The 25,855-nt window shown below is 62.9% G+C and carries 23 protein-coding genes; 7 read left to right on the top strand and 16 right to left on the bottom strand.

Going from position 1 to position 25,855, the window contains the following annotated elements; translation table 11 throughout:
* Positions 1 to 2: 2 nt before the first annotated feature.
* On the bottom strand, positions 3 to 2,192 hold the full coding sequence (locus AC3CCE_RS04825) for an anthranilate synthase (protein WP_023741042.1): 2,190 nt from the start codon (positions 2,190 to 2,192) through the stop codon (positions 3 to 5).
* Positions 2,193 to 2,513: 321 nt separating this feature from the next.
* On the opposite strand from AC3CCE_RS04825, the gene AC3CCE_RS04820 reads away from it, so the two are divergent.
* Complete coding sequence (locus tag AC3CCE_RS04820; RefSeq protein ID WP_023686174.1) at positions 2,514 to 3,284, top strand: isocitrate lyase/PEP mutase family protein; 771 nt, start codon at positions 2,514 to 2,516, stop codon at positions 3,282 to 3,284.
* A gap of 1 nt (position 3,285) precedes the next feature.
* Here the strand turns inward: AC3CCE_RS04820 and AC3CCE_RS04815 are convergent, their stop codons facing one another.
* From AC3CCE_RS04815 to AC3CCE_RS04800, 4 genes are all read right to left on the bottom strand, one after another.
* Entirely contained in the window at positions 3,286 to 4,341 is a 1,056-nt protein-coding gene (locus AC3CCE_RS04815) for a M14 family metallopeptidase (protein ID WP_352624155.1), read from the bottom strand.
* 91 nt (positions 4,342 to 4,432) lie between these two features.
* Complete coding sequence (locus AC3CCE_RS04810) at positions 4,433 to 5,611, bottom strand: MFS transporter (RefSeq protein WP_352624153.1); 1,179 nt, start codon at positions 5,609 to 5,611, stop codon at positions 4,433 to 4,435.
* A gap of 115 nt (positions 5,612 to 5,726) precedes the next feature.
* The gene (locus AC3CCE_RS04805) at positions 5,727 to 7,118 is read right to left on the bottom strand and encodes an FAD-containing oxidoreductase (protein ID WP_023733378.1); all 1,392 of its coding nucleotides are present in this window, start codon (positions 7,116 to 7,118) and stop codon (positions 5,727 to 5,729) included.
* Positions 7,115 to 7,576, bottom strand: coding sequence for a membrane protein (locus tag AC3CCE_RS04800; protein ID WP_023695827.1), 462 nt, complete (start codon positions 7,574 to 7,576; stop codon positions 7,115 to 7,117). Before AC3CCE_RS04800 ends, AC3CCE_RS04805 begins: the two co-directional genes overlap by 4 nt.
* Before the next feature lie 154 nt (positions 7,577 to 7,730).
* Between AC3CCE_RS04800 and AC3CCE_RS04795 the strand changes: the two genes are divergently transcribed.
* Positions 7,731 to 8,288 carry a sugar O-acetyltransferase gene (locus tag AC3CCE_RS04795; RefSeq protein ID WP_352459830.1) on the top strand — a complete coding sequence of 186 codons (558 nt, stop codon included), beginning with the start codon at positions 7,731 to 7,733 and terminating at the stop codon, positions 8,286 to 8,288.
* A gap of 15 nt (positions 8,289 to 8,303) precedes the next feature.
* On the opposite strand, the gene AC3CCE_RS04790 is transcribed toward AC3CCE_RS04795, so the two are convergent.
* The gene (locus AC3CCE_RS04790) at positions 8,304 to 9,299 is read right to left on the bottom strand and encodes a helix-turn-helix domain-containing protein (RefSeq protein WP_352459831.1); all 996 of its coding nucleotides are present in this window, start codon (positions 9,297 to 9,299) and stop codon (positions 8,304 to 8,306) included.
* A gap of 127 nt (positions 9,300 to 9,426) precedes the next feature.
* Here AC3CCE_RS04790 and AC3CCE_RS04785 point away from each other — a divergent pair, with 127 nt between their 5' ends.
* Positions 9,427 to 10,065 carry an isochorismatase family protein gene (locus AC3CCE_RS04785; protein WP_352459832.1) on the top strand — a complete coding sequence of 213 codons (639 nt, stop codon included), beginning with the start codon at positions 9,427 to 9,429 and terminating at the stop codon, positions 10,063 to 10,065.
* A 74-nt stretch (positions 10,066 to 10,139) separates the two neighbouring features.
* Here the strand turns inward: AC3CCE_RS04785 and AC3CCE_RS04780 are convergent, their stop codons facing one another.
* The 3 genes from AC3CCE_RS04780 to AC3CCE_RS04770 all read right to left on the bottom strand — a co-directional run bounded on the left by AC3CCE_RS04780 (position 10,140) and on the right by AC3CCE_RS04770 (position 14,555).
* Entirely contained in the window at positions 10,140 to 11,819 is a 1,680-nt protein-coding gene (locus tag AC3CCE_RS04780) for a formate--tetrahydrofolate ligase (protein WP_352459833.1), read from the bottom strand.
* Positions 11,820 to 12,109: 290 nt separating this feature from the next.
* Positions 12,110 to 13,234, bottom strand: coding sequence for a DUF2333 family protein (locus tag AC3CCE_RS04775; RefSeq protein WP_352459834.1), 1,125 nt, complete (start codon positions 13,232 to 13,234; stop codon positions 12,110 to 12,112).
* A gap of 16 nt (positions 13,235 to 13,250) precedes the next feature.
* On the bottom strand, positions 13,251 to 14,555 hold the full coding sequence (locus AC3CCE_RS04770; RefSeq protein WP_023683664.1) for a DUF6638 family protein: 1,305 nt from the start codon (positions 14,553 to 14,555) through the stop codon (positions 13,251 to 13,253).
* Positions 14,556 to 14,682: 127 nt separating this feature from the next.
* Here AC3CCE_RS04770 and AC3CCE_RS04765 point away from each other — a divergent pair, with 127 nt between their 5' ends.
* Complete coding sequence (locus AC3CCE_RS04765) at positions 14,683 to 14,820, top strand: hypothetical protein (protein WP_023749803.1); 138 nt, start codon at positions 14,683 to 14,685, stop codon at positions 14,818 to 14,820.
* A gap of 68 nt (positions 14,821 to 14,888) precedes the next feature.
* On the opposite strand, the gene AC3CCE_RS04760 is transcribed toward AC3CCE_RS04765, so the two are convergent.
* The 7 genes from AC3CCE_RS04760 to AC3CCE_RS04730 form a co-directional block, all read right to left on the bottom strand.
* Complete coding sequence (locus AC3CCE_RS04760; RefSeq protein ID WP_352459835.1) at positions 14,889 to 16,799, bottom strand: ATP-binding protein; 1,911 nt, start codon at positions 16,797 to 16,799, stop codon at positions 14,889 to 14,891.
* A 2-nt stretch (positions 16,800 to 16,801) separates the two neighbouring features.
* Positions 16,802 to 17,581 (bottom strand): Fic family protein, encoded by a 780-nt coding sequence (locus AC3CCE_RS04755; protein ID WP_352459836.1) that lies wholly within the window; start codon positions 17,579 to 17,581, stop codon positions 16,802 to 16,804.
* A gap of 48 nt (positions 17,582 to 17,629) precedes the next feature.
* Complete coding sequence (locus tag AC3CCE_RS04750; protein ID WP_023669989.1) at positions 17,630 to 18,775, bottom strand: hypothetical protein; 1,146 nt, start codon at positions 18,773 to 18,775, stop codon at positions 17,630 to 17,632.
* Positions 18,776 to 18,802: 27 nt separating this feature from the next.
* Positions 18,803 to 19,891: a hypothetical protein gene (locus tag AC3CCE_RS04745; RefSeq protein ID WP_023669990.1), complete on the bottom strand. Its 1,089-nt coding sequence runs from the start codon at positions 19,889 to 19,891 to the stop codon at positions 18,803 to 18,805.
* A 321-nt stretch (positions 19,892 to 20,212) separates the two neighbouring features.
* Positions 20,213 to 20,596 (bottom strand): c-type cytochrome, encoded by a 384-nt coding sequence (locus tag AC3CCE_RS04740; protein WP_023737794.1) that lies wholly within the window; start codon positions 20,594 to 20,596, stop codon positions 20,213 to 20,215.
* Between the two features lie 84 nt (positions 20,597 to 20,680).
* Positions 20,681 to 21,859: a glycosyltransferase gene (locus tag AC3CCE_RS04735; protein ID WP_352510461.1), complete on the bottom strand. Its 1,179-nt coding sequence runs from the start codon at positions 21,857 to 21,859 to the stop codon at positions 20,681 to 20,683.
* 14 nt (positions 21,860 to 21,873) lie between these two features.
* Positions 21,874 to 22,485, bottom strand: coding sequence for a thymidine kinase (locus AC3CCE_RS04730; RefSeq protein ID WP_352510462.1), 612 nt, complete (start codon positions 22,483 to 22,485; stop codon positions 21,874 to 21,876).
* Positions 22,486 to 22,722: 237 nt separating this feature from the next.
* On the opposite strand from AC3CCE_RS04730, the gene AC3CCE_RS04725 reads away from it, so the two are divergent.
* The 3 genes from AC3CCE_RS04725 (at position 22,723) to choV (ending at position 25,828) form a co-directional block, all read left to right on the top strand.
* On the top strand, positions 22,723 to 23,658 hold the full coding sequence (locus AC3CCE_RS04725) for a choline ABC transporter substrate-binding protein (protein WP_023686157.1): 936 nt from the start codon (positions 22,723 to 22,725) through the stop codon (positions 23,656 to 23,658).
* Between the two features lie 137 nt (positions 23,659 to 23,795).
* Positions 23,796 to 24,650, top strand: coding sequence for a choline ABC transporter permease subunit (gene choW / locus AC3CCE_RS04720; protein ID WP_352510465.1), 855 nt, complete (start codon positions 23,796 to 23,798; stop codon positions 24,648 to 24,650).
* Positions 24,647 to 25,828, top strand: a complete 1,182-nt coding sequence (choV, locus tag AC3CCE_RS04715) for a choline ABC transporter ATP-binding protein (protein WP_352510467.1) — start codon at positions 24,647 to 24,649, stop codon at positions 25,826 to 25,828. Before choW ends, choV begins: the two co-directional genes overlap by 4 nt.
* The last annotated feature ends 27 nt before the right edge of the window (positions 25,829 to 25,855 follow it).

Below are 25,855 nucleotides of genomic sequence, written 5' to 3'. Positions count from 1 at the left end.
TTCTAAGCGGCCTTTTCCTTGGCCTTGCGCGGCAGATGCGCAACGATGTTTTCGATGATGCGCATGCCGGCATTGTGGCCGAGCGTCATGATCGATTCCGGATGGAACTGGACGGCGGCGATCGGCTCCTTGCGGTGTTCGAAGGCCATGATGATGCCATCCTCGGTCTCGGCGGTGACGATGAAATCGTCGGGCAGCCGCACCGGATCGGCAAAGATCGAGTGGTAGCGGCCGACGGTCACTTCCTTGGGCAGGCCGGAGAAGATGATTCCGGGCTTGGAGACGCGGATGCGCGACGGCTTGCCGTGCATCGGCACGTGCAACTGCCTGAGTTCGCCGCCATAGGCCTCGGCCAGCGCCTGCAGGCCAAGGCAGACACCGAAGATCGGCAGGTCGCGGGCGCGGGCGTTCTTGATGGTCGCGGCGCAGTCGAAATCCTTCGGCGTGCCCGGTCCGGGCGACAGCACGACGAGATCGGGCTTCAGCCGTTCGAAGACTTCTTCCGGCACCGGCGAACGCACGGTCGAGACATTGGCACCGGTCTGGCGGAAATAGTTGGCCAGTGTGTGGACAAAGGAGTCTTCGTGGTCGACGAGCAGGATGTTGACGCCGTCGCCGACGCGCGCGGTGGTGCGTTCGGCGCCTGCGGCATTGCCCAATTTGGCGTCGCGAATGGCGGAGAGCATGGCGGATGCCTTCAGTTCGGTTTCGGCTTCTTCTTCCTCGGGGATGCTGTCGAAGAGCAATGTGGCGCCGGCTCGCACCTCGGCAATGCCGTCCTTGATGCGGATGGTGCGGAGCGTCAGGCCGGTGTTCATGTCGCCGTTGAAATTGACCATGCCGATGGCGCCGCCATACCAGGCACGCGGGCTCTTTTCGTTCTGCTCGATGAAGCGCATCGCCCACAGTTTCGGCGCACCGGTGACGGTGACCGCCCAGGCATGCGACAGGAAGGCGTCGAAGGCATCCATGCCTTCGCGCAGGCGCCCTTCGATGTGATCGACGGTGTGGATCAGGCGTGAATACATCTCGATCTGGCGGCGGCCGATGACGCGCACCGAGCCCGGATCGCAGACCCTGGACTTGTCGTTGCGGTCGACGTCCGAGCACATGGTCAGCTCGGATTCATCCTTCTTGGAATTGAGCAGCTTCAGGATCTGCTCGCTATCGGAAATGGCGTCGTCGCCGCGCTTGATGGTGCCGGATATCGGGCAGGTCTCGACGCGGCGGCCATTGACGCGCACGAACATTTCGGGCGAGGCGCCGATCAGATACTCGTTTTCGCCGAGATTGATGAAGAAGGAATAGGGCGACGGGTTGATCGACTTCAGCTTGCGCGAGATTTCGGAAGGCTGCGTCTCGCAGCGTTCGTAGAACATCTGCCCGGGCACGACCTCGAACAGGTCGCCGCGCTTGAAACTGTCCATCGCCTTGCGCACCAGATTGGCATATTCGCCCGGCTCATGGTCGCCGCGCGGCGGGATGCGGTCGGCGGTCTTGAACGGTTCGGCAATTTCGTCCCGCGGCAGCCCCTCGGTTGAAAAACCGTCGCCGGAATAGTCGTAGCGGTCGGTCCAGGCCTTGGTCGAATAATGGTCGACGACCAGGATCTCGTCAGGCAGGAACAGCACGAGATCGCGCTGGCTCTGTTTGCGCTCGAGCTTGTAGTCGACTGGATCGAACTGGAAGGCGAGGTCGTAACCGAAGGCGCCGTAAAGGCCGAGATTGGCGTCTTCATCGGTCTTGAACAAAGCGGTGATGGCGCGCAGCACAGTAAACACAGAGGGGACGCGGCTGCGCTCTTCCTCGGTGAAGACGCGGCCGGGCTTGGCGACATCGAGGCGGATCAGCTTTTTCGAGGTTTCAGCAATCGTCACCTCGGCAATGCCGGCCAGCGTCTTGCCGATCACCGGCAGCAGCACTTCGCCACGGCCATTCAGCGCCTCGATGCGCATGGCGCGGCCACGCGCGGAAATCACCAGCGGCGGATCGATGATGGCCGTATCCCAGCGTGTGTAGCGGCCCGGATATTCGTAATTCGAGGAAAACACCGCACCACGGCGCGAGTTCAAGCCGTCGACATAAGCATCGATCGCACCGGCGTAAGGCTTGTCGTGGCGTTCGCGGGTGATGGTGACACCACCTGCGGTCACGAAGCTTTCCGCGCCGTTTTCCAGAGCCTTCATCGTCATTGCCGTCTCCATATGGCTTGTTGGGGCAACGGACCCGGGAATGGCTTTGAAAAAACAAATGGCCGCCCGGACATTCCGTTGCGGCCACCCTCTATTTTCACGCGCACGCGTTCGAACAGGCCGCTGTCAGCGAGCCCACCACCAAATGGTCTTGATCGAGCGCATGTTCATGGGCGAAATCCATAGCGGCGAAAAGCCGGATGCGCAACAGGTTTGAAAGGCCTGTTTGTGGCCGCCGCTTCTGCAGCCCATGGCACATCGCCAAGGCTTGGGGTCCTGCCTAGACTGTTCGTCCAACATCGGAAAGACGGGAAGACAGCAATGACCGAGCAGATCGAGCGCGCACGCACGTTCCATGCCCTTCATGTCAAGGGCAACCCGATCGTTCTCTACAATGCCTGGGATCCGGGCTCGGCCAAGATCGTCGAGAGGGCGGGCGCCAAGGCGATCGCCACCGGAAGCTGGCCGGTCGCGGCTGCTTTTGGTTATGCCGATGGCGAGAAAATTCCGCTGGAGCTAGCGCTGGACAACATCAGGCGCATCGTGGCGGCAGTCGACCTGCCGGTGACCATGGACCTCGAAGGCGGCTACGGCGTCGAGCCGGAGACTGTCGCCCAGACGGTGACACGTGCCCTGCAGGCCGGCGCCATCGGTTTCAATTTCGAGGACCAGATCGTCGGCGGCGCTGGTCTGCACGACATCGCGGTACAGGTGAAGCGGATCGAGGCGGCAGCGGCGGCGGTGAAGGCTTCCGGCATTCCCGCCTACATCAACGCCCGTACCGACATTTTCCTCAAGGCCAAGCCGGATGCGCATGACAGCGTGCTGCTCGACCAGGCCATCGAGCGGGCGCACGCTTATGAAAAGGCAGGAGCTAGCGGCTTCTTTGCGCCGGGGCTCGGCGACGAGGGTCTGATCGAGGCGCTGTGCAAGGCCACCGTGCTGCCGGTCAACATCATCGCGCTGGCGCATGTGCCGCCGCGCCAGCGCCTGGCCGAGCTTGGTGTCGCCCGTGTCAGCCACGGCCCGGTGCCGTACCGGCAGATGGCCGAATGGCTCGAGGCCAAAGCGCGGCTGGCGATTTCGGGTTAGCTCAGTCCTCCAGCGTGCCTGACCTCGCGTCGGCGCTCTTCTTGTCGCCGACCAGCTTCAAGAGATCCTCGCCGGCGCGGATGATGCGGCGCGAGCGGCGGGTCAGGATGACGCCGTCCTGCGGTGCCAGCACCTCGGTGCGGCCGCCGGCCTCGCCCGGTGTGTGGACGATGGTGGCGAGGCGCGCGCCCTTCGCGACGCGGTCACCGGGCCTGACGTCGTAGAGGATGGCGCCGGCCCTGGGCGCCGGCATCATGTCGATGTTTTCGAGCGGCGCGACGAGGCCCTTGAACGGGCTGGGCGGGGGAAGGGCGGTGTCGGCGATGACGCCGCGCGCCACCAGCAGCCGGTAGAGGCCTGCGGCATCGGAATTTGCCAGCGTGCCGTCGACATCCAGCATGCCACGGTATTCTACCGTGGTGGCAACGCGGCGGTCGAGCTTCGCCACGTTGGCGGGGACGTTCTGGTAGGGCATGATCGTGGCACCCTCGAAGGTGCCGTCCGTGTCCTCGCTCCACAACACCACGGCGTCGATACCCATGGCGGCGGCGCAATCGGCCATTGCCGGCCACAGACTGGCGTGGACGTAGAGATAGGCAAGGCCCTCGTCGTCGCAATGCAGGTCGAGCACGATGTCGTGGCCGAGCGACAGCTGCACCAGACGGGTCTTCAATCGCTGGTCGGGGGTGCCAAGCGTGGTGTCGGGCAAAAGCTTGGCGTCCGGTGCTGCGAGCAACGGAAAGCCGCGGTTGAAATTGTTGCGGGTGCCGAGATGAAAGCGGCCCTGGTGCTCGCCGAAATGATATTGCGCGCGGCCGATCGGATTGGCCCAGGGCACGACCGTGATGCTGCCCTTGATGCGGCCTTCCGCTTCGGCCTTGTTCATCGCCGGCATCAGCGCGTCGATGGCGACGACACCAGGCAATTCACCGGCGTGGAGCGCTGCCTGCAGGTAGGCCGAAGGTGCTGCCTTGTCGGCGCCGGCGAAGCGGAACACCGGGAATTCGTAGGAAACGCCTTCGGTATCGCCGGCGATGCGTTCGATCGATTTCTGCATGGGATGCCTCCAGGATAAGAGGCAGAACACATGCACTTTTGCCGAAGGGCTGTCGATTGGTCCAGTTCGCGCCGCCATGGGCGCAATGGAATTATTCGGCGGCGGTCGGAACCGTCGTCATCGGCGCCGATCCTTCGAGCGCCTGCGAGACAACGGCTACGCTGACCGCCAGCAGGGCCAGCACCGCGCCGACCAGCGGCAAATGAGCATAGGAAACGCCGGCCGACAGAGCCACGCCGCCGATCCAGGCGCCGCTGGCATTGCCGATATTGAATGCGCCCTGGTTGAGCGTGGCGGCGAGGTTCGGCCCTTCCGAAGCCGTTTCGACGACGCGGATCTGCAGCGGCGGCACGACGACGAAGATCAGCAGTCCCCACAAGAAGACGACGCCGATGGCGACGCTGGCGATAGCGCCGAACTGCATGAAGCTGACAAACAGAACCGCCATTAAAAGCAGCGTGCCGATCACCGTCGGCATCAATTTCCAGTCGGCCAGCCGGCCGCCGATGATGTTGCCTATGGTCATGCCGGCGCCGAACAGCAGCAGGACCCAGGTGACCGCGGAGGTCGACAGGCCGGAGACATCGGTAAGGTAGGGCTTGATGTAGGTGAAGACGGCAAACAGGCTGGCCGAGGCCAGCGAGGCGATCAGCATGGCGAGCCAGACCTGCAGCTTGCCCAGCACGCGCAGTTCGCTGCGCAGGCCGCCGCCGCTCGGTTCGACGACATTGGATGGCACCAGCCAGGCGATGGCGGCAACAGAGATCAGGCCGATGCCGACGACGGCAAAGAAGGTGGAGCGCCAGCCGAAGGCTTCGCCAAGCGCGGTGCCGGCAGGAACGCCGAGAATGTTGGAGAGCGTCAATCCCGCGAACATCATCGCCATGGCGCTGGCGCGCTTGTTGCGCGGCACCAGGCTGGCGGCAACGACGGAACCGATGCCGAAAAAGGCGCCATGACCGAACGCGGTGAAGACGCGCGCGGCCATCAGGAGCCAGTAATTGGGCGCAATGGCGCAGAGCAGATTGCCGACGACGAACATCGCCGTCAGCGCGACCAACACTGGCTTGCGCGGCAGATGCGCGGTGGCCATGGCGACGATGGGTGCGCCGAAGACGACGCCCAGCGCATAGCCGGTAACCAGCAGGCCGGCCGAGGGGATCGACACGCCGAGATCGGCCGCAACCTCCGGCAACAGGCCCATGATGACGAATTCGGTGGTGCCGATGCAGAAGGACGCAATGGCAAGCGCAAGGATCGGCAAAGGCATGGAAAATCCAGACTGAATCGGTTCAATTCAGACTGAACGAGAAGCCTTGCCGCGCGCAATGCACATTGCTGCAACGCACCAATGCAGAAAGCGCTGAGCTTGACGCGGGGCTATGTCAGGCGAGCGGCTTCAGCTCCTGGGCGATGGTTGGCAACAGCTCCGAGACGTTGGGGTGGATATGCACGGCGCGCGCCAGCGTATCGACCGGCGCCTTGGCGTACATCAGGTCGAGCACGCAGTGCACCGCCTCGTCGCCGCCGGGGCCGAGCACGGAGCAGCCGAGGATTTGCCTGGTGTCGGCATCGACCAGGATTTTCATGAAACCTTGCGTCTCGCCCTTTTCGATGGCGCGGCCGACGCGGGTCATTGGCCGCTGGCCGACCAGCGCCTTGCGCCCGGATTTCTTCACCGCCGCCTCGGTCATGCCGCAGCGGCCGAGCGGTGGATCGATGTAGAGCGCATAGGCCTCGATGCGGTCGCTGACCTTGCGCGGATCGTCGTCGAGCAGATTGGCCGCGACGATCTCATAATCGTTGTAGGAGGTGTGGGTGAAGGCGCCCTTGCCGTTGCAGTCGCCCATTGCCCAGATGCCGGGCGCGCTGGTGCGCAGCTGGTCGTCGACGGTGACGAAGCCGCGCAGATCGACCGCGACGCCGGCCTTATCGAGGCCGAGATCGTCGGTGTTGGGGGTGCGGCCGAGTGCCAGAAGCACATGCGAGCCGACCGCCGGCGGCTTGCCGGATGAGAAGGTCACGGCGATGTCCTTGCCCTGTCTGGCAAAGCGGATGTCGTCGGCGCCGACATGGACTTCTATGGCTTCGTTTTCGAGGATCGACAGGATGGCCGCCGACACGTCCTCGTCCTCGCGGCCGGTCAGGCGCGAACTCTTCTCGATGACGGTGACTTCAGAGCCGAAGCGGCGAAACATCTGCGCGAATTCAAGAGAGATGTAGCTGCCGCCGACGACGATAAGATGGCGCGGCAAAACGTCGAGGTCCATCATCGAGGAGTTGGTGAGGTAGTCGACGTCGTTGACGCCGGGCAGGTCGGGCACCGAGGCGCGGCCGCCCGTGTTGAGGAAGATCTTTTCGGCGGTCAGAAGGTCGTCGCCGATACGCACGGTGTTGGCGGATTCGAAGCGGGCATGGCCGCGATAAAGCGTGCAGCCCTTCATGCCGGCGATCCACGTCTCCAGATTGCTGCGGGAGTCGTTTGTGACCTTGTCCTTGCGCGCCTTGATCCTCTTGTAGTTCACGCCGACAGGGCCTGAGAACGTCACGCCGTAGTCCGCGGCACGCCGCGCCAGATGCGCGGCATAGGCGCTGGCGACCATGGTCTTGGTCGGCATGCAGCCGGTGTTGACGCAGGTGCCGCCGACCAGCTTGCGCTCGATCAGCGCCACGCTCATGCCGGCTGACGTCAGCCGGCCGGCGAGAGGAGGGCCGGCCTGTCCGGCGCCGATGATGATGGCGTCGTATGTCTTGGCGTCTGAGGCTTGGGCAGTCATACCACCGCCGCCACGATCAGTAGGCCGCCGATGATCGCCACCGCGTCCTCGATGAGGGCGGCAGGCAAATCCTTGCCGAAGGCGGCGGCCAACCGGCCGCGCGCTTCGGCGCCGCCATAGGTGCCGATGACGGCGCCGATGGCGCCGGCAATCAGGCCGCCAATGGTGGAACCGGCGGTGGCGCCGATCACCGCGCCGCTGAAGGCGCCAAGCAGGATGCGGGCGCCGAATTGCTGCGGCACCTTGCGGCTCGGCGTCGAGGGCAGCTGGTCGGTGACCAGTTCGACGATGGCGAGGATGGTGAAGATACCGACGGCGGCCCAATGGCCCATGAAACTTGCCCAGGTGCCGGCCACCGGCAGCCAGCCGAGATACGCGCCCCAGGCGATCGCGGCCGGCGCGGTCATGGCGCGAAGACCGGCAATGACGCCGATCAGAAGTGCAAGCAAATAGAGCATGTCGATCCCCTCGAAAGCAGGCCCGGGACTGGCCCACGAGGGCAAGCTAGCATAGGTCCTGCGTTTGACGAGAGTAGGCGATGGTGCTTCTTCCATCAGTGAGCATTGTACTTTGGTAAACAGTCGAACACGACGAAGGGACGGAGTCGCTGTGATGGCCGATAGCGAACGCACAAGGATGATTGCAGGCGAATGGTACACCTGCATCGACGACGAACTGGAGGCGCTGCGGGTGATCGCGCGCGATGCGGTGTTCGAGCATAATACGATACCGCCCCAGCAACGCGGCAATATCGGTCCAGCGCTATCGGTGCTGCTCGGCAGCACGGGCGAGGGCGGCCGCATCGAGGCGCCGTTCCACTGCGCCTACGGTTTCAACATCCATCTCGGCGACGGCGCCTTCCTCAATGCCGGCTGCACCATCCTCGACACCGCGCCGGTGCGTATCGGAAGCCGGACGCTTCTCGGCCCCAATGTGCAGATCTACTGCGCCGAGCACCACAAGGAGGCCGCGGGCCGTCAGTCGGGACTGGAGATTGCCCGGCCGGTCACCATCGGCAATGACGCCTGGATCGGCGGCAGCGCCATCATCCTCGGCGGCATCAGCATCGGCAATGGCGTCATAGTCGGCGCCGGCGCGGTGGTGACGCGCGACGTCCCTGACAACACCACGGTGGTCGGCAATCCGGCGCGGGCGGTCAAGCGGGGCTGAACTCGTCGTGGGCGGTCAGTATGAAGCCGTGCGTGCCATGCGCTCGTCCGGACCGGCTCGCCGCGAGAATTCACGCCGGTATTGGGCCGGTGACGTCTTGAGCCGTGCGGCGAAATGCTGGCGCAGCGAGGTGGCGCTGCCGAAGCCGGCTTCGAAGGCCACCATGTCCATCGATTTTTCCGTCGCCTCCAGCAGCCGTTGCGCCAGTTCGATGCGTTGGCCGGCCAACCATTCGCCAAAGCTGGTGCCGATCGATTTCTGGAAACGGCGGGTGAAAGTGCGCCGGGTCAGGCCCGCGGCCTCCGCGACGCGGTCGAGGTTGTGCGTTTGTCCGAGCGTTGCCCGCACCGTGTCGAGCGCCAGGGTGAAGCGGTCGGTGGACGGGGTTTTCGCCAGCGGGCGCTCGATGAACTGCGCTTGCCCACCCTGCCGGTGCGGCGACAGCACGATGTGCCTGGCCAGCCGCAGCGCTACCTCTGCGCCATAGCGGGCGCGCACAATGTGCAGGCAGCAATCGAGCCCGGCGGCGACGCCGGCCGAGGTGACGATGTCGCCGTCGTCGACATAGAGCACGTCGGCGTCGACTTCGATGTCCGGGTATAATGTTTGCAGCCGGTCGGTGGAGGCCCAATGTGTCGTCGCACGCCGGCCCGCAAGCAGCCCGGCGGCGGCAATGGCGAAGGTGCCGAGACAGAGGCCGACGATCACCGCACCGCGCCGGTGCGCGTGGGTGAGCGCTGCCAGGAGCGGCGGCGGAAGTGGGGCCTCGAGATCCTTCCAGCTCGGAATGATGACGATGTCGGCATCGTCGAATGCGGAAAGGCCATACGGCACCGCGATGGTCAGCCCGGCATCGGTGTGGATCGCTCCATCGTCGAGCGCGCAGACGCGAAAGTCGAAACGCGGCAGGCCAAGCTTGGTGCGGTCGGTGCCGAACACCACGCACGGCACGGAGAGGTGGAACGGGCTGATGCCGTCAAAGGCGAGAACGGCAATGATCGGGTCGGCCATGCGTGTTTCCAGCAAGCGAAAAGCGAATTGTCCTAATTCTTTCGAATGATGTCAATCGGGCCACTTTTGGCAGTCGGGCGATCCGCCTATTTTCGACCTGTCCCATTCAAGCCCGAAGGAGAACACCATGTCCGCCAATATCACGCCGCGCCGCGCGCTCATCGTCATCGATGTCCAGAACGATTATGACGGCGGCAACCTCGCCATCCAGTATCCGCCGTTCCGCGACAGCGTCGTCAATGTCGCGCGCGCTATGGATGCCGCCGCTGCGGCCGGCGTGAAGGTGGTGGTCGTCAAGCAGATGGCGCCCGAGACCTCGCCAGTCTTCGCCAAGGGCAGCCATGGCGGCGAACTGCATCCCGAGATCGCCCGGCGAAGCCGCGACCACTATGTCGAGAAGTCACTGCCTAGCGCCTTTGCCGGCACCGACCTCGAGGCGTGGCTGCGCGCCAATACCATCGATACAATAACGGTGATCGGCTACATGACGCATAATTGCGACCTGTCGAGCATCATCCACGCCGCGCATGTCGGCTTTGCGGTCGAGTTCCTGTCCGACGCCACCGGTTCGCTGCCTTACGCCAACGGCGCCGGCTACGCCTCGGCCGAGGAGATCCACCGCGTGGTGTCCATCATCCTGCAGTCGCGCTTTGCGGCCGTGCTCAAGACCGCCGAATGGATCGATTGCCTGAAGACCGGTGCTTTGCCCGAACGCGACACGCCCTATGCGTCCAACCAGCGCGCGCTGGCGCGCAACGCTGCATAGGCAAATCTGTCCCCGAAAAGCAAAAGGGCGGCCAGTGGCCGCCCTTCTTGGATCTCGCAACGATCTCGAAATTTTCAGAACAGGCCTTCGATCTGGCCGATCTCGTTGAGGAAGATTTTTTCCGAGGACGGCGCCTTGGGCAGGCCGGGCATGGTCATGACCTCACCGCAGATGACGACGACGAAGCCGGCACCCGCCGAAAGCCTGACCTCGCGCACCGGCACGGTGTGGCCGGTCGGCGCGCCACGCAGGGTCGGGTCGGTCGAGAAGGAATATTGGGTCTTGGCCATGCAGACCGGCAGGTGCCCGTAGCCGGCCTGCTCCCAGGCATGCAGCTGGTCGCGCACCGACTTGTCGGCGATCGCCTCGTCGCCGCGATAGATGCGCTGGACGATGGTGTTGATCTTCTCGAACAGCGGCATTGCGTCGGGATAGAGCGGCGCGAACTGCGAGGCGCCGGATTCGGCGATCTCGACGACCTTGCGCGCCAACTCCTCAATGCCGGCAGAGCCATTGGCCCAATGCTTGCACAGGATCGCCTCGGCGCCGAGCGAGGCGACGAAATCCTTCATCGCCTGGATTTCCACCTCGGTATCGGTGGTGAAATGATTGATCGCCACGATCGCAGGCACGCCGAACTGTTTCACATTCTCGATGTGGCGGCCCAGATTGAGGCAGCCCTTCTTGACTGCCTCGATGTTTTCCTTGCCGAGGTCTTCCTTCTTGACGCCGCCATTCATCTTCATGGCGCGCACGGTGGCGACGATGACGGCAGCCGCCGGCTTCAAACCCGCCTTGCGGCACTTGATGTCGAAGAATTTTTCGGCTCCGAGGTCGGCGCCGAAGCCGGCTTCGGTGACGACGTAGTCGGCGAGCTTCAGCGCCGTCGTGGTGGCGACGACCGAGTTGCAGCCATGGGCGATGTTGGCGAACGGACCGCCATGGACGAAGGCCGGGTTGTTTTCCAGCGTCTGCACCAGGTTTGGCTGCATGGCGTCCTTCAGCAGCACCGCCATGGCGCCGTCGGCCTTGAGGTCGCGGGCATAGACCGGCGTCTTGTCGCGGCGGTAGGCGACGATGATGTCGCCAAGGCGCTTTTCCAGATCCTTGAGGTCGGTGGAAAGGCACAGGATAGCCATGACTTCCGAGGCGACGGTGATGTCGAAGCCGGCCTCGCGCGGATAGCCGTTGGCGACGCCGCCGAGCGAGCAGATGATTTCGCGCAGCGCCCGGTCGTTCATGTCCATGACGCGGCGCCAGGCGACGCGGCGGGTGTCGATGCCGAGCTCATTGCCCCAGTAGATGTGGTTGTCGATCAGCGCCGACAGAAGGTTGTGCGCCGTGGTGATGGCGTGGAAGTCGCCGGTGAAGTGGAGGTTCATGTCCTCCATCGGCACGACCTGCGCGTAGCCGCCGCCGGCAGCACCGCCCTTGACGCCGAAATTCGGGCCGAGCGAAGCCTCGCGGATGCAGACGATCGCCTTCTTGCCGATGCGGTTCAGACCGTCACCAAGGCCGACGGTGGTGGTCGTCTTGCCTTCGCCGGCCGGCGTCGGGTTGATGGCGGTGACGAGGATCAGCTTGCCGTCCTTGTTGCCCTTCACCGATTTGATGAATTCGGCCGAAATCTTCGCCTTGTCGTGGCCGTAGGGCAAAAGGTGCTCGGTCGGGATGCCGATCTTGGCGCCGATCTCCTGGATTTGCTTTTTCTTGGCGCCGCGCGCGATCTCGATGTCGGACTTCACTTCGGCCATGACGGCTTTCCTTCGGATTGGACGGTGGAGGGGACGGGTTTGATCTCACTCGCAGGCATGTTGAACCCGGGCGCGGGCATGTTCTAACCCTGTCGCTCCCGCGGCGTCAACTTGCATGCAACTATGTTTCCTATGAAGAAAGTGTCTCCGCGGCCGGCCGACCTGTTGCCGCGCCGTATAGAAGCCAGAGGACGCGACGTTCCGCCGTCTCAAAACAGCCGCCCAATGCACGGAATGCGACAGAGGCGACGGCGCAAATTCGCCATCGCTCGCCGGGAAAGCAGTGAACGCTACTGAGTCAGGACGTTGCTGATCTCGACCATGTTGGAGCGCACGCGAAGCACGTAGAAACCCATCGTCGTCAGGTGCGTCGGCATGATCCAGCCATCCTCGCGGCCATTGGCGATGATGAAGGGCTGGATGCGCAGGGCCGAGACGAATTGCGCATCCATCGTGTCCCACAGATTGCCGAGATGCTTTTCCTTGATGACGTCCTCGAAGTCGGCCTGGGCGCCCTTCATCAGGCCGTAATAGGCATAGAGCTGGCCATAGGCGAACCAGAAGCGGTCGTCGGCGCGGAAGTCGAACCAGCCATTGTTGTGGTTTTCGGCGCGCTCCTTGAGGATCGCGGAGGTGGAACCGATGTCGGAGGAGATGCGGTCGATATACTGCTTCAGATTGTCGGCGCGGGCATCGAACGTCGCCTGGCAGCTGCCGAGGCGGGCGTTGAAGGAGCGCAGCTTGGTGACGGCATCGCGATAATAGCTCGGCGTCGGCGTCTTGGGGCCGAACGGGTTGATGCCGAAATACCAGGTCTCCTCGTCGAACTGCAGATTGCCGCGCGCATCCTGCAGGTCGCCGTCGATCTGCGATGTGGTGCGAACACGCCCGAGATTGTCGGCAAGCTCGGTGGCGGTGCGCCGCACCGCCTGGTTGATGCCGCGCTGGAACGAGGCCTTGTTGTCCATGAACGGCGTGTTGTCCCAGTCGATGCCGAACAGGCCGAGTTTGTAGAGGATCATCGACGAGATCCAGGCATTCTGGTTGACGTTGAAGTCCGTCAGGTCGGCCGCCACCTGGGCGATGCCCGAATTGCCGCAGGTCTTGGCGGTGTCGGTGCCGGCGCCGGCGGCGACCTGTTCGCCGGCGGAAATGTTGCGGTTCTCGAAGGTGTATTTGTCGACGTAGTTGGGATCGAACTTGTTCCACCACTGGGTGGCGTAGAAGAAATTGGCGTAGAGGCCAATCAACACCAGAAGCGCGAGGCCGACCACAGCCTTCAGGATCCAGCCGCGCTGCGTATACCAGCGCCCAGCCCAGAGGAACGGCCACAGGATCGCGCCGATGACGAGGCCGATGCCGCGGCCTATCCATTGGAAGATGCGGGTGAAGAAATTCACGATCGGATCAAGCATGGCTCTCGTTCACCCCTCAGTCAGTCAGGCCGTAAAGGCGCGTGCGAAACGCCACTTTGTCTTTCAAATATGTGGTTTTCAGAACGTCCACAACATGCGACCGCCAGGCGTCGCTGTAGCCGTCATAGTCCTTGTAGAAGCCCGGCTTGTTGAAGACGTAACGCGAGACGAAGTCCTGCGGCACGAAATCCGAGATCAGCTGGTTGGTCAGCCAGGCGTCGGGATGGTCGGGCTTGCCACGCACGACCAGGAAGCGCTGTTGCGGAAACACATCCTCGATCTTGAGATGGCCGAGTTGGGCGATCTCACGCTTGGCGGCGTTGAGAAAGGGGAAATTGCCGTCCTTGGTGATCAGATCGGCATGGCCATGGATCCAGGTCTGCAGCCAGACCTTGTCGACCTCGGTCAAATTGCGGTTCGGCTCTGTGTCGCGGATGAGAGAGCGCACCACCATCTCGGCGCGATGCTCGAGATAGCCCGAGCTTTCGACCCATGACGCGCGGGGCAGTTCGATGCGGCCGGTGCTGGCCAGGAACTTGAACACCTTGTCGGCATCGTTGATCGAGAGATAGCTGACCTGCCAGGGCCGCGAACGGCGAAAGCCGGGGGCGGCCGGGTCGCCGATGACGGTGGTCATATCAGGATCGACGAAGACGTAGACGCCGCCGAAATGGCTGGTCCAGTAGGCGTTGTGGCGGAAGATCACCTGGTCGGGCACCAGCGCATTCTCACGGATATCGCCGCAGACCTTCGCCAGCTCCACCATACGGCTCAGCATGGTGTTGTCGCGCCAGGCATCGGGCTCCTGCTTCAGCCGGTCGACCAGCTTGCCGAGTTCGGCGGCCTTGCCCAGCACGTCCTCGGCCGAAAGCACCCTGAACTCGACCTGGCTGATCGACAGCAGATCCTCGATGTCGTTGACCAGGGGAACGGAATCCTCGATCTCGCCGTAGATGACATCCTTGATGGTCAGCGCATCGATGGCGCGCTGGTTCTTGGACATGAACTCGAACATCAGCTGCGAGGTGTTGGAAAAGGCGGTGTGCACCACCGGCAGATCGATCTGCGACGGCGTCAGGATGATGAAGCGGCGGTTGACCTCATTGGGGTCGAGATAATCGTAATCGCCGCATTCCTCGGCCACTTCGGGCGAGAAGCCGGTGCGGTCGATCTGGAAGCTCTTCAGCTTGGTGGGCTTGAGGCCGAAGGCAACAAGCGCCTTGTTGTAGCGCTGGATGAGGTGCGACTCGTCGACGGTGAGCAAGCGACCGTAGATCAGCTCATTGTCGCGGAGAAGGTCGGGCTTTTTGGCGTGGCTCATGCAGAACGTTCCGAGTGGCGTTGCCTGTTGTGGCGAAGCGCCAACGCTGACGCCTCCCTCTCCCCGTTCTTCACGGGGAGAGGGTAAGGGTGAGGGGCAGCGCTAGCATTCAAGGACATGTCTCCCCATGGCCTTTGGCGTCAATAAATCGAAGATCATTGGTCCGGATGTGCCGATCGAGGCGCTGTTCGATAGCTGCCAGTATGGTCGTAGCGATCTCTGGTCCACGCATGCGCCGCCCCTCACCCTTACCCTCTCCCCGTGAAGGACGGGGAGAGGGGGGCGTCAGCGTTAGCGCCAAGCCTTTCAGCACCCGCGGGCAGCGAAGGAAGCTCACGCATTCCAGAGCCCCTTCTTCTTCATCTCCTCCATCTCGCGCCCCGCCCGTTCGCGCAGGCGTGCGTCGCGCAGCAGCTTCTCCACCGCGGCGTCATCGGATTTGTCGGAATAGCGGAACTCCGAGTCGGCGTAGCGGTTGATCTCCTGCATGACCATGTCCATCGAGAACGGCCCACGCAGTTCCTCGATCATGGCTTTCTTTTCGTTGTAACCCTTGTGCATGAAGGCTTCCGGCTTCTCGAACCAGTCGTCGGGCAGCTCGATGTCCATGGCGCGCATCTTGATGGCGTCGGTGACGTTCTTGATGGCTCGGCCGGTGAAGCGCGGCTCGGCATCCTTGATCAGGTGCAGATAAGTGCCGATGTCGGCCATCGATTTCGGCGCGCCATTCTCCTTCATGTAGCGCTCATAGACCTTCATCAGCCCGTCTTCCTGAGGCTTCTCATGCTCCTCATAGGCTTCGGTCACCGCGCGCTGGATCTCCTGCGCGGCGTAGAGCTTGTGGTCGCCGAGTGGGATCTTGTGGTTCTTGCCGGCAAGCAGCACGAAGATGTCGATATAGTCGTCGCGGCTCTGCGGGCCGTCGACCAGCCAGCGGGCGCCGGCGCGCTGGCGCAGCGCATCGTCGACATTTTCGGGATAGTTGGAAAACATGCCGAACGAGCAATTGCCGCGCACCACCGTGCCGGCGCCGGCAAAGGCGTCCATCAAGACGCCGGTGATTTCCTGTTGGCCGGCCGAGGCGCGGTCGTCGGAGCGGCGGGCCGCCACCTGGTCGATGTCGTCGACGGTGCCGAAACCGATGACGCGTGGGTTCAAGACGTTGTTGATGAACTGGCGGCAATTCTGGCCGGATTTGCCCTGGTAGGACGAGATCTGGTCGACGCCGAAATTCTCATAGGCGAAGGGATAGCCGGCAACCTGGCAATAATTGTTGACGAGGCCGGCGATCATCTGGATCAGCGTCGTCTTGCCGGTGCCCGGCGCGCCATCGCCGATGAAGGTGAAGAGGAAGCCGCCGAGCTCGACGAACGGGTTCAGCTCGCGCTCGAAATCATAGGCCATCAGCATCTTGGCGAGCTTGACCGACTGGTATTTGGCGATGTGATTGCCGACGACCTCTTCGGGCTTCTTGAAGGTCATCACCAGCGGTTTCGAGCGCTTGCCGGGCGCGACGTCGAAGCCGTCGAGGGTGAAATCGTCGGCGTCGATGCGGATGTGGGCGTTCTCGAACGGACCGATGCCGTCGAAGCGGCCTTTGCGGGCCAGCAGCCCATCAATGGCGACCCGTGCAAAAGCTCGCGCGCGCGTCGTCAGGTCGCCATCGTCCTTGGAGCCTGCAATCGCCTTGTCCAACCCGGCGACGATCGACTTCACCGCGTCCTGCGGCGTGTCGAACAGGAAGTCCGGTTCGGGGATATCGTTGGGCGCCTCGCCGTCGCTGTCGATCAGCTGGAACAGGTAAGAGGCGAGGCTGAAGGCTGAAACGTAAGCCGAGGCTGACAGAAGCTTCTTGAAGGTCGCCGCCTCATCGCCCTCAAGAGGCGCGCGGGTGTTCTTGGCCTGGAGGCTTTCGAGGTCGGAGCCCTCGGCGAAGACGTCGGAGATGGCGAGCGCAATCGCCAGGCCGCGGCGGGCGCGGAACAACAGCGTGTGCTGCGGGATGCTCATCAGCTGGTCGTCGGGATGGATTGCGGCGACGGTCTTGACCAGCTCGACCTCGCGTGTGCGCCGCACCGAGCCGACCGAGACGGTGGAGACGAAGCGGCGGTTGGTGCCGGCCAGCGCTGTGCCGGATTCGCGCGAGGGGTCTTCCAATACGACGACGCGGGTGATGAAGCTTTGCGCGGTTGCGCGGTGCTTTTCGATAGCCGCTTCCGGGATGGTGGTCAGGCCCGTGTCCATGGTCAGCTCCTCATAGGAATACTTTTGCTGGCCGACGAATCGCGCGCCTGGCGAGCGGCGTCGAGATACATATCCAACGTCTGGTCCAGCCTGTCGAAAAGCAACTTGTCAAAGGCGGCATGGCCGCCGCCGCGTTGATCGATCTCAAGGGCGGCAATGTAGGCCGGACGATCCTCGGGACGAATCGCTACCGGCGGATAGCCGGCCCGCGCCAGAATGAGGTTCATCAACAGACGTGCCGTACGACCATTCCCGTCGTTGAAAGGATGAATGCCGACGAACCGTCTATGCGCTTCGAAGGCGGTCTTCGGCGTGTTGCGTGCCACGCCCAGCCAATGGGAAAAAGCTTCCATGAGGGCCGGGACTTCCGTCGGCGTCGGAAAATTGTGAACACCGGCATCGGTATTCACATAGCGGGCGGTATCGGCATAGCTGCCTGCAATCTCGGGCCTGGAATTCGCGACAACCAGGTGGTGGAGGTTACGGATATCGGCCTCGATTATCGGCATGTCGCGTTGCGAGGCGATTTCCAGCACCCAATTCAGTGCTCGCGCATGATCGACTGCCTCCAGATGGTCCTTAAGGGGCTTGCCGCTGATTGTGATGCCCTTCTCGAGCACCAGGGCTGTTTCGCCGGCAGTCAGCGTGTTGCCTTCGATCGCATTGGACGTGTAGGTGATGTCGATGCGCTGGCTGTGCTCCAGACCTTCCAGCGCGCCGGCCCGGACAGTCTTCCTCAGAGCATCAAGCTGTTTCTTCTTTGCGAAGACCGCTGGCATCATCGGCCACGCCTCGGCTCAGCTTGGCGATTGGCGTCACAAGCGAGACTCTTACACATCTGAAATCACCTGCCCATTTGACAGGATGTGAACCTTGTAGCCGGAAAAGATCTTTTGAGCTTCGCCGGCGGCGTAGAGTGCTTGATAGGCTTCGTGCGGGATCAGGGCGTGGTTCTCGTAGCTCGACACACCCTGGCGCGCGGCTTCGAGATCGTCGGTGTTGATAAAGAATTCCTGCGTGGTCTTCTCGCTCGAAAACAGGCCCTTGCGGCCGGGTTTCTCGCCCTTGGAGTAGACCTCCTGGATGGTCCAGGTGAGCAGCCAGGCATTTTCCGGTTTGCGCACCTTGGCCAGCACCTCGGTCACGGTCGAATTGTTGTCCGTAATGCCTGCGGAATAAAAGGGGCCGAGCACGACGCGGCGCAGCTGCTTAGGGTGCAGCGGCTCGAAATCCTTGTCGAGATTGACCGCAATCGTTGCGGGCGAAAGCGTGTAGGCGGAATTCTTCTCGGTGAAATCGTCGAAGCGATGGGCGAGTTCGGGGTTGAGCAGGCCGTCCACCGGCAGCGGGATGTCGACCCGTTCATTGAGCTTGCCGCTGCTGTCAACGAGCTGCCGGATCATGCTTTCGGAGGAATCCTCCACCGTCACCATGTAGACCAGCGGCAGGTTGGCGCTGCCGTCGAAGCTCGCCCAGTGCACGAGGTAATAGGGGCGCCCGGTCTTTGGATTGACCGAGACCTTGGCCGTCTGCGCCAGCGAGAACGGGCCAAAAGTCTGTTCGCTCTTGACGTCCTCGAGATAGAGCCGCTCGGCCATCGACTTCTGCAGCGCTTCGGGGAATTCCTTGTGGCGCAGGATGAAGTCGGCCATTTCCTCGCGCAATTCGCCGGCCAGCGGAATGTTGGCCAGCCGCGCCTCGGCCTGGCGGCGGTCGTTTTCCAGTTCGAGCAGGTTCTGGAAGACGGGATAGCCGCTGTCGGCGCGCGAAATGCGGAACGTGTCCATGAAGCCGAGCCGGTTGCGCCAGCAGGAAAACGATTTGTCCAGCCGGGCAATGTATTCGGCGACAATCTTGGCGACGATGCCGTGCCGGTAAAGCGGCGAGCGGTCGTCGCGCATGAACACTTCGAGGCCGCTGAGTGCCGCCGTGATGGCGGAAAAATAGCGCGCCGCCGCTTCGTTTTCGGGAGTCATGCCGGTGTGCCCGCGTGCAGCCGCTCCTTACGACTGCACGTAGTTGGCCGAATTGTGCTTCTTCATCACGTCGTCGAAACGGCGGGCGAAGGCGTCGTCGGCGAGCTTCTTGCGGCGCTGGATGTCGGAGCTGGCGACCATGTTCTTCTCGTGCATTTCGAGGAGATCGCCGATGTGCTTTTGCGAGGCGGCGCCAATGCCGGCCATGGTCTCTTCGGCGGTGTTGTCAACCTGGCTGCCCAGCGTGTTGATCTTGTGGGCGACATCCTGCTGGGCGGCGGTCTTCAAGGAATCTTCCAGTGCCTTGTAGAGCACGATGCGCTGCTCGGTATCGATGGTCAGCTTGTTGATCAGCGTCGACTGCGCTGCGATCTGATTGTTGAGCGAATCGACGAAGGTCTGGAACATCGAGGTGTAGCGTTCCAGCGTCTGGCTTTCGGCCAGAAGCTCCTGCTCCTTGGCCTGCTTTTCATTGTATTCGGTCGCCAGTTTCGAGCGCTCGCCCTCAAGCTGCGTGCGCTCCTTCTGACTGGTAGAAGCGGCGATCTTGTTTTCGATGTCGAGCAGCAGCGGATTGACCTCCTCGATGCGCTTCTGCACCGCCTCGAGGTTGGTCATGGTGACCTTGCGGCGCTCGATCACCTGCGACAGGCTGTTTTCCGAGGTCTTGTAGCGCTGGTCGAGGACCTCTTTCTGCGCTTTCAGGATGCCGACGATGGTGTCGGACTTGACCAGAAGCTCCTGCAGATTGCCGGCCAGCGACATGTTGCGGACGCGGTCGGTGCGCATGCGCTGCTTGCGTTGCGCCGAGAAGACGCCGACGAAGCTTTCCCAGCCGGTGTAGTTCTTCATGCTCTCGAATTCGGTGCCGAAGACGTTGGTGGCGTCTTCCAGCCCGATGATCAGGTCGGCAATGTTGCCTTCCATCACCTTCTGCTGCTTCAGCACGTCCTCGATGCGGGCATTCTCGATGTCGAAATTGGCGTCGCCGATCTTCTTGTCGGCGGTGGCCAGCGTATCAAGCACCGTGCCCGACTGCTCGATCTTGGAGCGCATGTCCTGCACGACCTGCCTGGTCTTGGCAATTTCGGCATCGAAATTCTGCAATGTCGCCATAGGGGCCTCCCGCTTCGGCTTCCGGTCGCTGGCTGCGAACAGCGGCGAATATATGTGGGGTATCAGGGGATTGAAAGACGCAAGACAAGACCCGCCCCGAAAACAAAAAAATGCCTGGTCGTCTTGAAAGGCAATGAAGGCGGGGTCATGGCGTGATTAACCAGCCGGCCAAGTATTGTTCAATTGTCATTGAACTTTGACGGCTGCGAAGAAGTCGATCTCGGACAGTGTGGGTGTGCTGAATTCGACAGAGGGCTCAATGAGTTGCAAGCGCGAGACAGCTGGCGGAAGCCGTCGCCATCACGCTACGCATCGCGCCGTTCAAGGCTTCGGATCGGCCTTCAGATAGGCGATGACGTTGGCGATGTCCTCGTCGCTGCTCAGGCCGGAGAAGCCCATCCTGTTGCCGGGTACTTTCAGCTTGGGAGCGCCGAGATAGGCTTTGAGGTTGGCTTCGTCCCAGACCAGGCCGGCCGCGCCGGCGTCCTTCATGGCCTGCGAATAGTTGAAATTCTGGGCGGTGCCGGCGGTGCGGCCGACGATACCGAGGAGATGCGGGCCGACCTTGTCGCGGTCGCTTGCCGCCTCGTGACAGGCCATGCAGCGGTAGAATACTTTCTTGCCAAGTGCTGCATCGCCGTCGGCCTGCGCGGCGAGGATACCGGCCAAGTAAATGACAAGGGCTGATGAAATGGCTCGAAGCATGGCGGTTCCCGGCTGGCTCTTGCTGAGGGCAAAATAGGCAGCAGGCCTTAACAAACGCCGTATGCCGGTGGATAGCAGCCGGGCTCAGTCCGTGCGCGGGATCGCCGCGACCGCCTGCTTGACCTGCTTTTCAATCGCCGCCGACGAATGATTGTCGCGCACGAAAGCGCGGCCGATCTCCGCCATCTCGGCGGCCGCTTGCGGGCGTGTCGCGAGATCGATGATTTTCAATGCCAACTTGCCGGCATCGTCGCTGGACAGGAAATGCCTGCCCGCCTGCAGGCCAAGCCCTTCGACGGCCTTTTCGGTGGCGGCGACGACAAGGCCCGCCGCCATCGCCTCCAGCACCTTGATGCGGGTTCCGCCGCCGAAGCGCAGCGGGATCGGCGCATAGCCGGCACGCCCAAGCAATTCCGGCAGATGCGGTGGGTTCTCGATCAACCGCAGACCATGCCTGGTGCATAGACCGCGCACGACATCGCGCGGGTTTCTGCCGGCGACGGTGATCGACCAGGGCCGGCCGGAGGCGGCGAGGCACGGCGCCATCGCGCGGCCGATCTGCTTGACGGCGTCGATGTTGGGGAAATAGCCGAGATGCCCGATGAAGCACAGGCTGAGCTCACTGAAGCGCTCGGCAGCAATCGGCAGGGAAAGCACGCTCTCGTCTGGAATGGGGTTGGCGACGAACCTGACGTCGTTGACGGGGCCGAGAGCGGACAGAAGCGCTTCGTCGGCCCGCGAACAAACCCAGACCTGGTCGGCCAGGGCAGCCGCACACCTGTCGGCTTCGCGCGCCTCTGCCTTCCTTCGCCTGTTTTGGCGCCAGTCTCGAATTTGCTGCCACAGCGTCAGGCCGGCGATCCGGTCGGACACCGTCCGGGAATCAATGTTGTGCTGGTCAAGGACGGTGCGCGCGCGATGCTTCGGCGCCAGCGTCAGCAGCTGCGAAAGCACGATCTCCTCGATCACCACGAGATCGGGCGCGAACTCCCTCCAGATGGCGTCGGCTTCGGCCAGCTCGTCGTCCGGCATCATATGCACGGTCGGGTGCGGGCTGCGCCTGCCCCAGGGCGCCCTGCCGCGCGCTGCCTCGATGATCCGGTGACGGATGTTCGGCGGTGTGGAGGGTGCCGGGGCGCCAGTCAGGCTTACCGTCAGGACCTCGCCCATCGATGCCAGGGCGCGTGCATTGGCGGCGTTCCGGATCTCTCCGCCGGAGACCGGCGGAAACGGGCAATCAACTGTGAACTGCAGAATTTTCATGTTGTCCCGGCCGTTCAGCTTCTGGTGAAGCCAATGAAATCGTCGGGCGCGGCGCGGCCCATTTCCTCTTCCCAGTGGCGGCGGCAGAGCGAGATATAGACGTCCTTGCCGATCGCCACCTGTTCGCCTTGTCTGGCCACCTTGCCGTCAGCGCCGAGACGCACGACCATCGTCGCCTTGCGGCCGCAGCGGCAGATGGTGCGCACTTCGCGCAGATCGTCTGCGATGGCCAGAAGCGCTCGCGAACCGGAAAACAGATTGCCCTGGAAATCGGTGCGCAGGCCGTAGCACATCACAGGGATGTTCAGCCGGTCGGCGATACGGGCGAGCTGCCAGACCTGCTCTTCCTCGAGAAATTGCGCCTCGTCGACAAAGATGCAATGCACCGTCGTATGTTCGTGATGCTCGGCGACGCGAGCGTAGAGATCGTCGCCGTCGCGGAACATCTCGGCCTCCGTCTCCAGGCCGATGCGCGACGAGATCAGCCCGGTGTCGCCCTTTCTGTAGTGGCCGGCGACGAACAGCATCGTCGTCATACCGCGTTCGCGATAATTGTAGGACGCCTGCAGCAGCATTGTCGTTTTGCCGGCATTCATCGTCGCATAGTGGAAGTAGAGCTTGGCCATGCCGTCCTTTTAAGCCGAGTTGGCGCGGCGCGGGGAGAGGGCACCGCTGCATTTCATGGGAAAAGCCGTCTGCAATCCAAAAAGCGGCGGGCGTGTCGCTGTTTGGCCAGTCCGCGCCGTTGATCGTGATTGTCTTAGCGCTTGAAACCACACCAGAATGGTGTTTGGCTGACGAAACAAGGCGGGCAGAGAAACCGTAACTACGCTTCGCCAAAGAATCACAATGGGAGACTGCCAATGTCGCGTATGAACACCTTCGTCGCCGGCCTCGGCCTGGCGACTTTTCTGTCCACGAGCGCTGCACTTGCCGGCGATCCGGAGAGCTGCAAGGCGGTGCGCCTTTCCGATGTCGGCTGGACCGACATCCAGGCAACCACCGGCGTCGCTTCGGTGCTGCTCACCGCGCTCGGCTACGAGCCGCAGACGATCCAGCTATCGGTACCGGTGACCATGGCGTCGCTGAAAAACAAGGATCTCGACGTCTTCCTCGGCAACTGGATGCCCTCGATGACCAACGACATCAAGGACTACACCGCCGATGGTTCGGTCGAGACGATCGGCACCAACCTGACCGGCGCCGGCTACGGCATCGTCGTACCGACCTATGTCGCGGAGGCCGGCGTCAAGTCGCTGACCGACATCGGCAAGTTCAAGGACAAGTTCAACGGCAAGATTTACGGCATCGAGGCGGGCAATGACGGCAACCGCATCATCCTCGACATGATCAAGAACCCGAAGGACAATCTCGAAGGCTTCGAGCTGGTCGAGTCCTCGGAAGCCGGCATGCTGACGCAGGCCGAGCAGTCGATCAAGAACAATGAGTGGATCGCGTTCCTCGGCTGGACGCCGCATCCGGTGATGGGCGCCATGAAGCTCACCTATCTCGACGGCATGGGCGACAGCGGCTTCGGCGCCGCCACCGTCTACACCAATGTGCGCAAGGGCTACACCACCGAATGCCCGAATGCCGGCAAGTTCATCGCCAACCTGAAGTTCAACCTGGACATGGAAGGCGAGATGATGGACGCGATCCTGAAGGGCGGCGACGCCAACACGGTCGCAGCCGACTGGCTGAAGAAGCACCCTGACGCGGTTGCGCCGTGGATTGCCGGCGTCACCACCTTCGATGGCGGCGATGCGGCAGCGGCGGTCAAGACCGCGCTCGGAAGCTGAGCCGACTGAATTCGGCAAAGCCGAACCAGGAAGGGCAGCCAATCTAGAAAGGGCTGCCCTTTTTCATATCCTGTGAGAAGATGACCTAACGACAGCGGAGGCCGGAAGCAGGCGGTCTCTCGCATGAGAGGGGCGATATGGATCCGATTTCGAAATTCATGGTCGATCACAAGATACCGATCGGCGCCTGGGGAAAGGCGTTCTTCGGTTTCCTCACCGACAATTTCGACACTGTGTTCAGGGCCTTCTCGAATGGCCTCAATTTCCTGCTCGACGGGCTGGTTGGCATCCTGTTGGTGGTGCCGCCGGTGCTGCTGGCGCTGATCATCGCCATCGTCGCCTGGCTGCTGCAGCGCTCGCGCCCGCTGGCCATAGGCGTCTTTCTCGGCCTGATCTTCATCATCAACCAGAACCTCTGGAAGCAGACGGTGCAGACGCTGGTGCTGGTCGTGGCCGCCGCCGCCATGGCGATGGCCATCGGCGTGCCGCTCGGCATCTGGGCCGCGCACAAGCCGAAGGTCTACCGCATCATGCTGCCGGTGCTCGATCTGATGCAGACGCTGCCGACCTTCGTCTACCTGATCCCGGTCCTGACCCTGTTCGGTCTCGGCAACGCGCCCGGCCTCATCGTCACCATCATCTTCGTCATCCCGACCGCGGTCCGGCTCACCCATCTCGGCGTCGTCTCGGTGCCGAAGTCGATCATCGAGGCCGGCGAGGCGTTTGGCGCCACCAAGCAGCAGCTGCTGTGGAAGGTCGAATTGCCCTCAGCGCTGCCGACCATCATGGCCGGGCTGACGCAATCGATCATGCTGTCGCTGTCGATGGTGGTGTTTGCAGCACTGATCGGCGCCGGCGGCCTCGGCACTGAAATCAACCGCGCGCTCGGCTCGCGCCGCATCGATCTCGGGCTCGAGGCGGGCCTGGCGATTGTCGTACTCGCCATCGTGCTCGACCGGATGACGCGTATCGGCGTTGGAGGCAAGAAATGACCGTCGCCGTTGACTTCAAGAATGTCGATATCGTCTTCGGGTCCGACCAGGCCGGTTCGCTGGCGCTGATCGACGGCGGCGCCACGCGCGCCGAAATCCTCGAAAAGACCGGCAATGTGCTGGGTTGCGCCGGCGCCAGCCTGACCGTCCATGAGGGCGAAATCTCGGTGCTGATGGGCCTGTCCGGCTCGGGCAAGTCGACGCTGCTGCGGGCGGTCAACCGGCTCAACGTGGTGTCGCGCGGCCAGGTGCTGGTCAAGGACGGCGACAATATCGTCGATGTCGTGACCTGCGATCAGGCGACGCTGCGGCGGCTGCGCCAGCAGCAGGTGGCGATGGTGTTCCAGCAGTTCGGCCTGCTGCCTTGGCGTACGGTGGAGGAGAATGTCGGCCTCGGCCTCGAACTCGCCGGCGTGCCGGAGCAAGAGCGCAAGGAGCGCGTGCAACGCCAGCTGAAACTGGTCAATCTCGACCAGTGGTCGAAGAAATACGCGCATGAACTGTCCGGCGGCATGCAGCAGCGCGTCGGCCTGGCCCGTGCCTTCGCCACCGAGGCGCCGATCCTGCTGATGGACGAGCCGTTCTCGGCGCTCGATCCGCTGATCCGCACCAAGCTGCAGGACGAATTGCTGCAGCTGCAGGCGGAGCTGAAGAAGACCATCATCTTCGTCAGCCATGATCTGGAAGAGGCGCTGAAGATCGGCACCCATATCACCATCATGGAAGGCGGGCGCATCGTGCAGACCGGGGCGCCGGAAGACATCGTGCTCAAGCCCGCCAATGACTATGTCCGCGACTTCATCGCCAATGTGAATCCGTTGTCGGTGCTGACCGCCTGGAACGTCATGCGCGACAGCCGCGACCTCGAGCACGGCGATAATGGCTGGGTGTGGCTCGACCGGCGCAAGACGACGCGCTTTAAGATCGACGAGCACGGGCTGGTGGCGGCGGCGGAACGCGACGGCAAACCGGCGGTATGGGTTTCATGCGCCGATGTCGAGGCGCAGCCGGAGGAGACGGCGCAAGTGTTCTGGGCCAATCCCGGGACCTCGCTGAAGACGGTGATGCTGGCCATGCACCGCTCGCAGACGGCACCCGTGGCGCTGTTCGACGACCAGTCGCGCTTTGTCGGGGCGATCGGCATACGCGACGTGCTGAGCGCGGTGTTGCGGCGCTAGATCATGATGAGATTTGGTTGAAATCTC

It is taken from the genome of Mesorhizobium sp. P160187, assembly GCF_057766425.1.
Note: the sequence above shows the minus strand (reverse complement) of the source record. Positions and strands in the feature narration are given on the sequence as shown.